Raw genomic sequence first — 15,565 nt, forward strand, 5'->3', positions numbered from 1 at the left:
ATTTACTATTCACCCTAACTGAAATGGGAAGCACACTGGAGACCGTACGTTCTATTTTAGCTGACAAGCTGGCCTGCCCATTGTCGAAAGTAACGCCTGATGCGTCTTTCTACAAAGACCTCGGGATAGACTCACTGGACTATGCGGAGTTGGTAATGGAACTGGAAAGAGAGTTTGATATTACCATTCCCAGTTCAGAAGCCTCAAGAATTACTACCGTTAACCAGGTAATTGACTATATCAACCGCCGGATCAAGGCCTGCAAAGGGCTCTCAAATTATTGATTTGATAAAGTGCACATAAAAGTGCAGTAATTGCTCAACCCTACCTTTGAGGAAAGGTGGGAGTGTGAAGGATTATTATAAAACCATTGTTCTGTCTGATATTCACCTGGGGCGCAGAGGCTCCAGACACAAAGATGTGATCAGTTTTTTAAAACAGAGCATTTGTGAGAACCTGATTTTAAACGGCGACATTGTTGACCGGTTTAGTTACAATAAACCAGAGCTTTGGAAAAAAAGACACTGGAGGTTTATAAAAGCACTTTCTCAAAAGGTAGCCGAGCATAACACCACCATCGCATTTATTAAAGGCAATAGCGACGAGCTGCCGAACGACCTACTTCCACTCGAAATAGGAGCACTGAAACTGGTGGATAGAGTGGAGTACGAGTCAAATGGCAAGAAATTTCTTGTCGTTCACGGCGACATTTTCGACACCTATAAGGGGCAATTCAGGTGGCTTGCCAGCCTTGGCAAAAAAACCCATGGCCTGCTCTTTTGGTTTCACCATCAGGTGCACAAGCTAAGAGCTGCGGTTGGTGTAAGGAATATGCCCTTCTCTGAAAAGGTGAATAGCAGATTGCCAATAGCGAGTCGGTTTATCGAAATTTACGAGCAATCGCTTTGTCAGTTCGCTAAAAATGGAGGCTACGATGGTATTATTTGTGGGCATTTGCATATTCCAGCTATTAAGACCATCAATGGGATGGTATATATGAATTCAGGCGACTGGCTTTCATCCGGATCTGCCCTGGTTGAATATCCCAACGGCGAATGGAAACATGTGTTCTACACCGAATCTCAAAGAGCTTTGTATGAGGAACTGGAAAATGAAGAAAAAGGCTTGAATTACTTAAACATTTATCCTTCTTTGAGGGGTGGATTTCTAAATCTGTAATTTTAGGTCACTTCCTGAATGCCAACCAGTCCAAAAAGATTTCTTTTTATTGTCCAGGGTGAAGGGCGTGGTCATATGACGCAGGCCATTTCATTGTTTGAAATGCTAACGGCTGCCGGCCAAGAAGTTGTGCATGTAGTAGTTGGGAGAAGCTCCCGGCGAGAAATGCCTTCTTTTTTTCAAAACAGAATTACCTGCCCACTCACCGGTATCTCCAGTCCAAATTTTGTAGCAGACAAAAACAACAAATCGGTAAAAATAGGCCCTACAATCACTCATAACCTGGTCCATTTTTCGAACTATGTGCAGAGCCTAAAAATGCTTAACAACATAGTTAAAGAGACAAAGCCGGACGTAATTATTAACTTCTACGATTTCCTTGGTGGCCTATATAATGGACTTTACAAGCCAAAGGCCGAATACATATGCATTGGCCATCAATATCTGGCTTATCACAATCACTTTCCGTTCCCAAATAAACAAGGCTTTAACAAGAACTTGTTGCTTAACAACAACAAGCTGACCGCCTGGGGGGCTAAAAAGCTCCTGGCTTTGTCATTTGCTGCCTACCCTGAAGACAAAAAAAGTGGTGTGGTGGTAGTTCCGCCGTTGCTCAGGAAAGAAGTGATGAAGCTTGAACCGACGGAAGGCGACTTCATTCTCACCTATATGGTAAATGATGGATACAGCAAAGAAATAGAGTCATGGCATGCCGGCAACCCGTCGGTAAAGGTTCAATCGTTTTGGGACAAAAAAGGAATGCCAAATCCTCATCGTGTAGACGACACGCTCACTTTCCATCAGTTGAGCGACACCATGTTTCTCCAGCTTATGAGCCAGTGCAAAGCATATGTGAGCACGGCAGGTTTCGAGTCTATTTGCGAGGCCATGTACCTTGGAAAGCCCGTGATGATGGTGCCTGTGCAGGGCCATTATGAGCAGGCCTGCAATGCACTGGATGCTGTTCAGGCGGGGGCTGGCGTCAGTTCGGAGTCGTTTAACCTCACGAAGGTCATCGACTATCTACCTAATCATCAACCGATAGTGGGCAAGTTCAGAGAGTGGACGGATCGTTGTGAAGAGCTTATTTTACAGGAGCTGCTGGGCTAGATTTTTTTTGAATTACACTGTCTTTGGTAACCGCTGGACAAAACTTTAGTAAAGATAAACACCCATCCCTTTGCCCAGCACCACCTCTACATGTTCGTCTATTGTGGTGGACAGCTCGAAGCCTTTGTAGTTGGCACTAATAGGAAATCTTTTGTGACTACGATCAACCAACGTGGCAGTTTCAAGCCTTTTGATTTCAGCATTTAGTAAAACACTCATTCCGTAGGCCATGGTACGCCCACTGTTGAGCACATCATCCACCAGCACCACGCACTTGTTTTTGAGGCTCTCAGGCGGACAGTTGAGTTTTATCTCATCTGCGGAAGGATCGTCCTTATTTATGTCGAGCCTGACCAGGCTTAACTTCATTTTTGCTATGCCTTCCATTTCCGCAAGCAGCTTTTTGGCAATCTCAAACCCCTTGTCATATATGCCAACAAGCACTATTTCTTTTTCGTCAAGATTGAACTCAACAATCTCAAAAGCCATTCTTCGAAGCTTTTGAAGCACTTGAGGCTTGTCCAATATCATGTTACGGCGGCCGGCCGTCTGCTGATCCTTAGGCATTTTTACTGAGGAATTGGTAGAACTTTACTGTCCTTAAAGGTAGCAAGAATTACCATGGATTGGAGGCTGTCGACTACTTCAATTTCGCTCACCTTCTCCAGCATGAGCTTTTGATAGGAGGCAATGTCTTTGGCGATTACTTTCAAAATAAAGTCGCCACTACCGGTAATGTGATGGCACTCAATCACATCTTCAATCCTGTTTATTTCATCGAGAAATTTATCTATGTTTCTCTTGTTGTGGCCTTTTAAAGTTACTTGCACAAAAGTGCTAACCCCTAAACCAATTTTTTCTGTATCAAGCTTTGCGTGATAGCTTTTGATAAGCCCGGAAGTTTCGAGCTTTTTTACTCTTTCAAGTGTCGGGGCTGGAGAAAGTCCAATTTCCTTGGACAGTTGGGCGTTAGTAATTTTGGCATTAGACTGAAGAATTTCCAAAATCTTTCGATCAGTCTTATCCAGTTTAACATTCAGGTTACTCATCATATGGGTTGCCAAATAAAATTTGCTACAAAGCTAAGTATAATATACTTTATTCTAAAATTTTCTTGTTATCTGTCATTTACCAGTAATTTATTAAAGGAATTTGGTATTGCGTATAAAATTTTGCAATAAATTGTCACCAAAAGGAACTTCTGTCAATTTGACCTATTCCAAATAATATTCCTTAAACTACTGAAAGGTTGAATACCACTATGGAAGGAAAGGCAATCTGTACTTTACCTTTTTACGACTCTCCTAACTGCTTCATTTCCCTTGCTTTGCACTCTAAGCAGGTAGATTCCCTTCGTGTAGTGAGCCATTTGAAGTGACACAGCCGTTAAGCCGGCCTTTAGCGTATAGTATTTTTCGGAAAACATCGGCTGGCCCGTCATGCTTAACACCGTAATTTCGGCATCCCCAGCTTCCGGGAGAATCAGCCCAAATGTAAGAAGGTCATCAACAGGGTTAGGGTATGGGTTGTTAACGAGAAACCCTTCAGTAAATGAAAGGCAATTTGTGTTGGCATAAGGTGAAAACTCAAACTCAGCGTCCTTCAGGACAGGCACAAGCTTGATGCATACCTTTTCCACGGGGTTGCTAGTTATTACCAACTCAAACTGCAAAGTATGAGAAACCGACTTGCCTGGCGCTACTGTTCCGCTGTATTTTTCTGAAATGGTGACCCGGTCATCAACTACTATTTCGATGGGGAAATTCGTCTGCGCAATACTGCCCCGATTGGCGATATTCAGAATAAACTTCAGCTTCCCTTCTGTGTCGGTATAGTTAACCGACCGAAGTTGCAGGTCTACTTTTGGAAGAGCAACAGTGACAACCGTGCTGGTTGTGTCGGAGCAACCAAACTCATTATAGGCGACCAGGCTTACTAAGTAGTCGCCCTCCTTATCAAACACCTGACTGATATCCTGCTCGTTGCTTACAGAGGCGACACCGTCGCCAACGAACCAGGAATAAGCCGTCGCTCCATTTGATTCATTCGTGAAATTAACTGTCACCGGCAGTTGACCTACAGATAGTGAATGACTGAAGGCAGCCACGGGTGAGTTATTAATGGTCACATTCTTGCTGATCGATATTTCACATCCTTTCTCAGTCTTGAGAAACAAGCTTACGTTATAGTTTCCTGCTTGTTTAAACTGGTAGTAGGCCTTGGGGCCGTTTGCAGAGGCCTGTCCTGCAAAATCCCATTTCCTGCTTATAATGGGATCATCTGGGCTGGTGCTTAAATCGCTGAATTCTGTTAGTTCGTTCACGCAGGCAGAAGTGAATCCGAAGTCAACTGATGGCAATTCATTGACCTGCAAAGTTTTTGTCAATGAAATGGTGCAGAGGTTTTTCGTAGTTATCTGTAGCGTAACGTCGTAGCTCCCAGGTTTTTTGAAAACCTCGTTGACGGTTGGGGCGCTATAGAACTGATTATTGATACTCCACAAGCGGTCAATAATTGGATTGTCGGCGTCGCCGGCAGACTGGTCAACAAATGTTGTGGCCTGTCCTTCGCAACCTGTGTTGATTAAAAATGCAACAGTTGGTGACGGTAGTACATTAATTTCTCTGGTAAGTAATTTGGAACAGCCGTAGTTCGAACTAACAGACAGCGTAACAGTATATTTTCCCGAAGTTGGGAATTCAAATATCGGATTTCGTTCATTAGACGTACCAAGACCTGCAAAATCCCAGTTCCACTCCGTGATATTGGCATTCTCGGCAGTGCTTTGATCAGTGAACTGCACCGCAGCACCACTGCAGGCAAGATCATGTTTGAAGTCAGGAGTAGGTATCGCACTTATCGCCACTTTCTCTGTAAGAGTGGTTTCGCAACCAAGGTCATTGGTTACAGTAAGGCTCACCTGGTAGTCTCCAATAGTCTCGAAAAACGTTTCAGGACTCTTTGTTGAACTTGTGTAGCCGTTCCCGAAATCCCAAGTGTAGCCGGTTATTCCGTCACCAGTGGTTGTGTTATTGAACTGCGTTGTGGGGCTAATGCAATTGCTGCCCACGGTAAATCCTACTGCTGGCCCTTCTAACAGGTTTATTGTCTTGCTCACCGACGCTTCGCAGCCCGGTATGCCAACGGTTAGCATAATGATTTTTTCTCCAGCGGTAGCAAACGCATAGGTGGTGTCTTTTCCCAGTATGGTGGCCTCACCATTAAAATCCCACGTCCAGGTGACAAGGCTGTCGGGCGGGAGATTGAGAGTTAAATCACTTAGAGAAAGTGTGTTGTTGCTACAAAGCCCTCCTTTGTAGGTAAAGCTAAAATCAGGTTCGCTGATGTCGTAAATGCCGATGGTTTGCCGTGATGTGTTGGAGCACCCACCGTCACTTTGTACGGTGAGGGTTACTTCGTATTCTCCGGCGGATGAGAATTGGTAGGTTGGATTAGGGTCGGTGGAGTCTTCTACCCCGTCGCCATCGAAGTCCCAGGAGTAGATAGTGATGTCGCCGGATAGGTTGGTGGAGGTGAAGGTGCTGAGCGCACCCACACATTGATTGATTGTACTAAAATCAATATCAGGGGCCTGTGAGTTCTGAACTGTTACTTCCTGAGAGGCATAGTCGGTATTCCCGTTAGAGGAGATAGCCAATAGTTCTACTACATAGCTCCCAGATTCAGTGTAAGTCACACCTTCAGGTTCAAAGGCCGTGGAACTATTCACACTTACTTTTGTACACTGGTCTACAAAGTTCAGCTGGCTAACCTTCTTATTGGCCTTGCTCATACCCAGCATCTGCCAGTTGGCACCCTCCTTGATCAAACGATGATTGAATAAGGAACTCATCGTATTACTAAAGGTGCCTAAGGACTCCATACTCCCTCCCCCAGGCACCAGCGTTGCACCAAACTGATAGCGGTAAACACCAGCAGAGCCACTTATCAACCCATAATACTTAAGCCCGTCTTTTACCAACTGAACATCGGTAGGTAATGAAACTGTGCCTAGCTCGCTAAATACAGCAGCACTCGACAAGTCAGTTCCAAATGACATATGATACATCTTGCTGTTGTTGTAGGAAGCAACCAAACCATACCAGTTGCCTGCACTCTGCCCAATACTTATCCCCAGCGGGCCAGACAAACCTGCTCCTGTACCCAATGTCGAAACATCACCTATCACAGGGTTGTTGGTGATACTACCCCCAAAGTTGATCGCCTTTACATTGTTCCCATTGAAGTTAGTCACAAAAACCAACCACTTCGATCCATCCCATTTTACTGTCAAACCACGTGGACCATTTAAACCTAATGTGCCTAATGAAACAGCTGTTGGTGTACCAGTCACCGAACTACCAAAGTTTAAACGTACTAGCGTGGAAGATCCAAAATTAGCTACCAAGCCATACCAGTTAGCCCCCTCCTTTACTAAACGTATCTGAGCAGGCCCCGATAATACACCTCCAAGTGTTCCTATCTCGACTTGAGTCGGAATATTGACCAACGAATTACCAAACTCCAACCGGTATAGCTTTGAACTAGTACGGTCAAACAAAAATCCGTACCACATGCCCTGCTCTGTAACCACCTCAAAACCCTCAGGACTCGATAAACTACTGATATTAAGTGCTGTCGTCCCTACTCCAGCATGCTCCAAACCATTCTGACAAAAATCCCACTGGTAAGACACTCCATTCAAACTCTCATTACTCAACTGTAAACTCTCTCCCAAACACAAACTCCCGTCTAACGTAAAGCCCGCTGTGGGCCTTTCTGCTGGAGCTATGGTTACATCTTTAGTTAATTCATCAGCACAGCCCTGCTCTGTCGTTACTGCCAGTGAAACAGCATAAGTAGCAGGTGTTCCAAAAGAAAATACTTCTGTTTGATCAGACCCTGTACCTAAACCTGCAAAATCCCAACTCCACGAAACTACCTGATCTCCAGACTTGCTCTTATCTTCTCCCGTAAATTGTAATGGAACATTTTGAGTCAATTCGCCTGTCAAACTAAAATCTAACAGGGCCTGATCATTTACAATAATCGGTTTAACAAGAATACTTTCGCATCCTGAGCCATTAGTTACCTTCAATTGAAGATTGTAGGTATTCGCTGCCAGATAAGTATGGGTGGGTTCAAACACATCACTTGTCGGCGTACCATCACCGAAGTTCCACTCATAGCTGACCCCTACCGTCTCAGATGTATTGACCATCTCTACAGCAGACCCAAAACAATTATTACTCCAGCTAAAGCCTACTGGAGAACCCGCCACTAAGTCAATCGTATTTTGTGCTACGTTCACACAACCATCCGCCAGGGTAGCTGTCAGTGTTATCGTCTTTTCGCCGCCACTATCAAAAGCGTAATTGGGAGATGGGTCTGTGCTACTCCCTTCCCCATTAAAATCCCATACCCAACTCACAGGCGACCCCACATCAAACGTACTTGTGTTTATAAAACTTAGCGGGGTGTTACTACATAAATTGGTGACCGGTGGGTCAAATGAGGCAATTGGAGAAGAGTAAATGTTTACCTGATTACTTACTGTATTATTGCAACCTGACGAACTAGTCACTGTCAGCGTTACTTCATATTCCCCTGCTGAAGAATATTGAAAGGTTGGATTGGGGTCGGTGGAGTCTTCAAGCCCGTCGCCGTCGAAGTCCCAGGAATAAGTGGCGATGTCGCCGGATAGGTTGGTGGAGGTGAAGGTGCTGAGCGCACCCACACATTGATTGATTGTACTAAAATCAATATCAGGGGCCTGTGAGTTCTGAACTGTTACTTCCTGAGAGGCATAGTCGGTATTCCCGTTAGAGGAGATAGCCAATAGTTCTACTACATAGCTCCCAGATTCAGTGTAAGTCACACCTTCAGGTTCAAAGGCCGTGGAACTATTCACACTTACTTTTGTACACTGGTCTACAAAGTTCAGCTGGCTAACCTTCTTATTGGCCTTGCTCATACCCAGCATCTGCCAGTTGGCACCCTCCTTGATCAAACGATGATTGAATAAGGAACTCATCGTATTACTAAAGGTGCCTAAGGACTCTATACTCCCTCCCCCAGGCACCAGCGTTGCACCAAACTGATAGCGGTAAACACCAGCAGAGCCACTTATCAACCCATAATACTTAAGCCCGTCTTTTACCAACTGAACATCGGTAGGTAATGAAACTGTGCCTAGCTCGCTAAATACAGCAGCACTCGACAAGTCAGTTCCAAATGACATATGATACATCTTGCTGTTGTTGTAGGAAGCAACCAAACCATACCAGTTGCCTGCACTCTGCCCAATACTTATCCCCAGCGGGCCAGACAAGCCCGCTCCTGTACCCAATGTCGAAACATCACCTATCACAGGGTTGTTGGTGATACTACCCCCAAAGTTGATCGCCTTGATATTGTTCCCATTGAAGTTAGTCACAAAAACCAACCACTTCGATCCATCCCATTTTACTGTCAAACCACGTGGACCATTTAAACCTAATGTGCCTAATGAAACAGCTGTTGGTGTACCAGTCACCGAACTACCAAAGTTTAAACGTACTAGCGTGGAAGTTCCAAAATTAGCTACCAAGCCATACCAGTTAGCCCCCTCCTTTACTAAACGTATCTGAGCAGGCCCCGATAATACACCTCCAAGTGTTCCTATCTCGACTTGAGTCGGAATATTGACCAACGAATTACCAAACTCCAACCGGTATAGCTTTGAACTAGTACGGTCAAACAAAAATCCGTACCACATGCCCTGCTCTGTAACCACCTCAAAACCCTCAGGACTCGATAAACTACTGATATTAAGTGCTGTCGTCCCTACTCCAGCATGCTCCAAACCATTCTGACAAAAATCCCACTGGTAAGACACTCCATTCAAACTCTCATTACTCAACTGTAAACTCTCTCCCAAACACAAACTCCCGTCTAACGTAAAGCCCGCTGTGGGCCTTTCTGCTGGAGCTATGGTTACATCTTTAGTTAATTCATCAGCACAGCCCTGCTCTGTCGTTACTGCCAGTGAAACAGCATAAGTAGCAGGTGTTCCAAAAGAAAATACTTCTGTTTGATCAGACCCTGTACCTAAACCTGCAAAATCCCAACTCCACGAAACTACCTGATCTCCAGACTTGCTCTTATCTTCTCCCGTAAATTGTAATGGAGCATTTTGAGTCAATTCGCCTGTCAAACTAAAATCTAACAGGGCCTGATCATTTACAATAATCGGTTTAACAAGAATACTTTCGCATCCTGAGCCATTAGTTACCTTCAATTGAAGATTGTAGGTATTCGCTGCCAGATAAGTATGGGTGGGTTCAAACACATCACTTGTCGGCGTACCATCACCGAAGTTCCACTCATAGCTGACCCCTACCGTCTCAGATGTATTGACCATCTCTACAGCAGACCCAAAACAATTATTACTCCAGCTAAAGCCTACTGGAGAACCCGCCACTAAGTCAATCGTATTTTGTGCTACGTTCACACAACCATCCGCCAGGGTAGCTGTCAGTGTTATCGTCTTTTCGCCGCCACTATCAAAAGCGTAATTGGGAGATGGGTCTGTGCTACTCCCTTCCCCATTAAAATCCCATACCCAACTCACAGGCGACCCCACATCAAACGTACTTGTGTTTATAAAACTTAGCGGGGTGTTACTACATAAATTGGTGACCGGTGGGTCAAATGAGGCAATTGGAGAAGAGTAAATGTTTACCTGATTACTTACTGTATTATTGCAACCTGACGAACTAGTCACTGTCAGCGTTACTTCATATTCCCCTGCTGAAGAATATTGAAAGGTTGGATTGGGGTCGGTGGAGTCTTCAAGCCCGTCGCCGTCGAAGTCCCAGGAATAAGTGGCGATGTCGCCGGATAGGTTGGTGGAGGTGAAGGTGCTGAGCGCACCCACACATTGATTGATTGTACTAAAATCAATATCAGGGGCCTGTGAGTTCTGAACTGTTACTTCCTGAGAGGCATAGTCGGTATTCCCGTTAGAGGAGATAGCCAATAGTTCTACTACATAGCTCCCAGATTCAGTGTAAGTCACACCTTCAGGTTCAAAGGCCGTGGAACTATTCACACTTACTTTTGTACACTGGTCTACAAAGTTCAGCTGGCTAACCTTCTTATTGGCCTTGCTCATACCCAGCATCTGCCAGTTGGCACCCTCCTTGATCAAACGATGATTGAATAAGGAACTCATCGTATTACTAAAGGTGCCTAAGGACTCCATACTCCCTCCCCCAGGCACCAGCGTTGCACCAAACTGATAGCGGTAAACACCAGCAGAGCCACTTATCAACCCATAATACTTAAGCCCGTCTTTTACCAACTGAACATCGGTAGGTAATGAAACTGTGCCTAGCTCGCTAAATACAGCAGCACTCGACAAGTCAGTTCCAAATGACATATGATACATCTTGCTGTTGTTGTAGGAAGCAACCAAACCATACCAGTTGCCTGCACTCTGCCCAATACTTATCCCCAGCGGGCCAGACAAACCTGCTCCTGTACCCAATGTCGAAACATCACCTATCACAGGGTTGTTGGTGATACTACCCCCAAAGTTGATCGCCTTTACATTGTTCCCATTGAAGTTAGTCACAAAAACCAACCACTTCGATCCATCCCATTTTACTGTCAAACCACGTGGACCATTTAAACCTAATGTGCCTAATGAAACAGCTGTTGGTGTACCAGTCACCGAACTACCAAAGTTTAAACGTACTAGCGTGGAAGATCCAAAATTAGCTACCAAGCCATACCAGTTAGCCCCCTCCTTTACTAAACGTATCTGAGCAGGCCCCGATAATACACCTCCAAGTGTTCCTATCTCGACTTGAGTCGGAATATTGACCAACGAATTACCAAACTCCAACCGGTATAGCTTTGAACTAGTACGGTCAAACAAAAATCCGTACCACATGCCCTGCTCTGTAACCACCTCAAAACCCTCAGGACTCGATAAACTACTGATATTAAGTGCTGTCGTCCCTACTCCAGCATGCTCCAAACCATTCTGACAAAAATCCCACTGGTAAGACACTCCATTCAAACTCTCATTACTCAACTGTAAACTCTCTCCCAAACACAAACTCCCGTCTAACGTAAAGCCCGCTGTGGGCCTTTCTGCTGGAGCTATGGTTACATCTTTAGTTAATTCATCAGCACAGCCCTGCTCTGTCGTTACTGCCAGTGAAACAGCATAAGTAGCAGGTGTTCCAAAAGAAAATACTTCTGTTTGATCAGACCCTGTACCTAAACCTGCAAAATCCCAACTCCACGAAACTACCTGATCTCCAGACTTGCTCTTATCTTCTCCCGTAAATTGTAATGGAACATTTTGAGTCAATTCGCCTGTCAAACTAAAATCTAACAGGGCCTGATCATTTACAATAATCGGTTTAACAAGAATACTTTCGCATCCTGAGCCATTAGTTACCTTCAATTGAAGATTGTAGGTATTCGCTGCCAGATAAGTATGGGTGGGTTCAAACACATCACTTGTCGGCGTACCATCACCGAAGTTCCACTCATAGCTGACCCCTACCGTCTCAGATGTATTGACCATCTCTACAGCAGACCCAAAACAATTATTACTCCAGCTAAAGCCTACTGGAGAACCCGCCACTAAGTCAATCGTATTTTGTGCTACGTTCACACAACCATCCGCCAGGGTAGCTGTCAGTGTTATCGTCTTTTCGCCGCCACTATCAAAAGCGTAATTGGGAGATGGGTCTGTGCTACTCCCTTCCCCATTAAAATCCCATACCCAACTCACAGGCGACCCCACATCAAACGTACTTGTGTTTATAAAACTTAGCGGGGTGTTACTACATAAATTGGTGACCGGTGGGTCAAATGAGGCAATTGGAGAAGAGTAAATGTTTACCTGATTACTTACTGTATTATTGCAACCTGACGAACTAGTCACTGTCAGCGTTACTTCATATTCCCCTGCTGAAGAATATTGAAAGGTTGGATTGGGGTCGGTGGAGTCTTCAAGCCCGTCGCCGTCGAAGTCCCAGGAATAAGTGGCGATGTCGCCGGATAGGTTGGTGGAGGTGAAGGTGCTGAGCGCACCCACACATTGATTGATTGTACTAAAATCAATATCAGGGGCCTGTGAGTTCTGAACTGTTACTTCCTGAGAGGCATAGTCGGTATTCCCGTTAGAGGAGATAGCCAATAGTTCTACTACATAGCTCCCAGATTCAGTGTAAGTCACACCTTCAGGTTCAAAGGCCGTGGAACTATTCACACTTACTTTTGTACACTGGTCTACAAAGTTCAGCTGGCTAACCTTCTTATTGGCCTTGCTCATACCCAGCATCTGCCAGTTGGCACCCTCCTTGATCAAACGATGATTGAATAAGGAACTCATCGTATTACTAAAGGTGCCTAAGGACTCTATACTCCCTCCCCCAGGCACCAGCGTTGCACCAAACTGATAGCGGTAAACACCAGCAGAGCCACTTATCAACCCATAATACTTAAGCCCGTCTTTTACCAACTGAACATCGGTAGGTAATGAAACTGTGCCTAGCTCGCTAAATACAGCAGCACTCGACAAGTCAGTTCCAAATGACATATGATACATCTTGCTGTTGTTGTAGGAAGCAACCAAACCATACCAGTTGCCTGCACTCTGCCCAATACTTATCCCCAGCGGGCCAGACAAGCCCGCTCCTGTACCCAATGTCGAAACATCACCTATCACAGGGTTGTTGGTGATACTACCCCCAAAGTTGATCGCCTTGATATTGTTCCCATTGAAGTTAGTCACAAAAACCAACCACTTCGATCCATCCCATTTTACTGTCAAACCACGTGGACCATTTAAACCTAATGTGCCTAATGAAACAGCTGTTGGTGTACCAGTCACCGAACTACCAAAGTTTAAACGTACTAGCGTGGAAGTTCCAAAATTAGCTACCAAGCCATACCAGTTAGCCCCCTCCTTTACTAAACGTATCTGAGCAGGCCCCGATAATACACCTCCAAGTGTTCCTATCTCGACTTGAGTCGGAATATTGACCAACGAATTACCAAACTCCAACCGGTATAGCTTTGAACTAGTACGGTCAAACAAAAATCCGTACCACATGCCCTGCTCTGTAACCACCTCAAAACCCTCAGGACTCGATAAACTACTGATATTAAGTGCTGTCGTCCCTACTCCAGCATGCTCCAAACCATTCTGACAAAAATCCCACTGGTAAGACACTCCATTCAAACTCTCATTACTCAACTGTAAACTCTCTCCCAAACACAAACTCCCGTCTAACGTAAAGCCCGCTGTGGGCGACTGTGCCTGTAGCGTCAAGTCAAGAGAGACTATCGAAAAACAACAACACAGATATATGAAAAAATACCGCACCATCAGTTATTTTGCCCCTTTTGATATTGATATTTAGCCTTTAACCAAAAAGATCTAAAAACATTCTTAGACAAAAAACCTTTGCTATCAGGAATTTCTAGTTCGCAAAAATCTAAATAGTCATCAAAAGTATTAGTTTTCCTTAACTTCAAGCCGAAAAGTTCATACTCAAGCCCTGTTTTCGAATTCAAATAGTGTGCGTATCCCCGGTAAAAATCCTGCCAAGGCCTAGTTTCTTTCTCCCAACTGTGTTGTCTGAGCGGTCTACTATTTAACATATCTTTCTCTTTACTATGGGGATCTCCGAATTTTCCGAAAACGGCTGTGTGTCGTACAATATCGACGTTAACCAAATCTTCTTGCAACCCAAGCCAAGCATAGATCTCTCCAACCACCTTTTTCGGATTCTCTACCATGCTTTCATAAGTCTGTGTATACACCCGACCACTTCCTTCAGCTGACAACCTAAATTCCTCGATCAACAAAGGTGCCTTTAATATGTCTCTTCGGTAGGGGTATAAGTCAAAAGGGCTTTTAATATTCCATGTGCTTCTCATTGAGGAAACTACCTCGATTGGGCTTCTCGTAAGAAGTATAATCTTCGCAGTCGGGAAAAACTCGTATATCAAATCAACTACTTCATAATACCTTGGCGTCTTATCAATAAAGTACTTTGAATCAATACTAGAGCTATCCTGGTACACATCCTCTATAAAATGAGCCAACCTATCCCTAAAAGAAGGTTGACCAATTCCATTATTAATAAACTCCTGCACAGCAGACAACGCCAGGTCAGAGTTGTATGCACAGGTATTTAGTCCACTTTTCAAGAACCCGAGAAAGGGTAATAACAACCAACTCTCTGGAGTGGTAGACACAACTGAAGTGTTCGAAAGCAACCTCTGAAGCAGCGTCGACCCGCTTCTTGGTTGCGAGATTATAAATACTAGCTGCATGCTTCTGTTTTATGAAAAACCCGTACAAAAAATCTTTTTGGATATTTCAAAATTAATATCGCCAGGCTTGTAATCAGACTAATAATTCTATTGCTTTCATAGTACTCGTACATCTCCGCAAATCTCCTTTGAAACAAAATATTTTGAATTTTCCCTATTGTATCCCTTCGTTGCGATAAAGGTAACTCCCGGATCAAGCTGAAGTTCTTTTTGTATACATATTCGAGAGCATTAATGTGCTTGCGAGCCAAGACACTAGAAAGACCTTCCGAATGTCTTCTATACACCACACCTGGCAAGGGACAAATGGATGTTATAGCTGATCTTTGTGCTCTTATTTTTAGATCAAAGTCCTCATATAGCGAAAGTTTTTCGTCAAACCCCCCAATTTGATCTAACAGTGACTTCTTAATGAGTTCGCACCGGTACAAAGCTCCTTTTGGGAAGCTTCTGGCCACAACAGCACTAAAAATATCTTCGCCTTCAAGTCCATCAATAAACCCTTGGTCATCCCAAAGAGTTTTATCCTTTCCATTTTGGTCTACGAAAGAAAAGTTACTAAAAACACAATTAACCTGAGGCTTATTTTGGAGCACATCCAGCTCATTTCTCAGTTTGTCTGGCTCCCAATAATCATCTCCATCCAAGAAAGATATCCAATCACCCTTGGAAAGACCAAGGGCCTTATTTCTATTAGCGGAGACTCCCAAATTTGAACTATTTTGTATCCCAAGAACAATTTCCGGGTTAGATTTCTGGAATTTTTGAACGATGCCAAATGAGTCATCGCTCGAGTTGTCATCCAAAACTATTATTTCATAGGGTCTGACGGTTTGTTCAAGTACCGACTGGATGGCCTCCGATAAGTAATTGGCATTGTTATAACTCGTTATAATAACAGATACTTTAGGAAATATAAGATCCATGA

Annotated in this window: 8 protein-coding genes; 3 read left to right on the forward strand and 5 right to left on the reverse strand. The window is 44.2% G+C overall.

The window, feature by feature from the left end; all coding sequences use genetic code 11:
* Positions 1–23: 23 nt before the first annotated feature.
* From acpP to RT717_RS21035, 3 genes are read left to right on the forward strand one after another with little or no spacing between them, the layout of a single operon-like run.
* Positions 24–284 carry an acyl carrier protein gene (acpP, locus tag RT717_RS21025; RefSeq protein ID WP_317488320.1) on the forward strand — a complete coding sequence of 87 codons (261 nt, stop codon included), beginning with the start codon at positions 24–26 and terminating at the stop codon, positions 282–284.
* A gap of 46 nt (positions 285–330) precedes the next feature.
* Positions 331–1,179, forward strand: a complete 849-nt coding sequence (locus RT717_RS21030) for a UDP-2,3-diacylglucosamine diphosphatase (protein ID WP_317488321.1) — start codon at positions 331–333, stop codon at positions 1,177–1,179.
* 18 nt (positions 1,180–1,197) lie between these two features.
* Positions 1,198–2,289: a glycosyltransferase family protein gene (locus tag RT717_RS21035; protein ID WP_317488322.1), complete on the forward strand. Its 1,092-nt coding sequence runs from the start codon at positions 1,198–1,200 to the stop codon at positions 2,287–2,289.
* A 45-nt stretch (positions 2,290–2,334) separates the two neighbouring features.
* Here RT717_RS21035 and RT717_RS21040 read toward each other — a convergent pair whose 3' ends face one another.
* The 5 genes from RT717_RS21040 to RT717_RS21060 form a co-directional block, all read right to left on the reverse strand.
* Entirely contained in the window at positions 2,335–2,856 is a 522-nt protein-coding gene (locus RT717_RS21040) for a phosphoribosyltransferase family protein (RefSeq protein ID WP_317488323.1), read from the reverse strand.
* Between the two features lie 2 nt (positions 2,857–2,858).
* A complete protein-coding gene (locus tag RT717_RS21045) occupies positions 2,859–3,341 on the reverse strand; it encodes an Lrp/AsnC family transcriptional regulator (RefSeq protein ID WP_317488324.1) in 483 nt (160 codons plus the stop codon).
* Positions 3,342–3,574: 233 nt separating this feature from the next.
* Positions 3,575–13,627: a PKD domain-containing protein gene (locus RT717_RS21050; protein ID WP_317488325.1), complete on the reverse strand. Its 10,053-nt coding sequence runs from the start codon at positions 13,625–13,627 to the stop codon at positions 3,575–3,577.
* Positions 13,628–13,683: 56 nt separating this feature from the next.
* On the reverse strand, positions 13,684–14,637 hold the full coding sequence (locus RT717_RS21055) for a sulfotransferase family protein (RefSeq protein ID WP_317488326.1): 954 nt from the start codon (positions 14,635–14,637) through the stop codon (positions 13,684–13,686).
* Complete coding sequence (locus RT717_RS21060; RefSeq protein ID WP_317488327.1) at positions 14,628–15,563, reverse strand: glycosyltransferase family 2 protein; 936 nt, start codon at positions 15,561–15,563, stop codon at positions 14,628–14,630. Before RT717_RS21060 ends, RT717_RS21055 begins: the two co-directional genes overlap by 10 nt.
* Between the last annotated feature and the right edge of the window lie 2 nt (positions 15,564–15,565).

The sequence above is a fragment of the Imperialibacter roseus genome (assembly GCF_032999765.1).
GTDB lineage: Bacteria > Bacteroidota > Bacteroidia > Cytophagales > Cyclobacteriaceae > Imperialibacter > Imperialibacter roseus.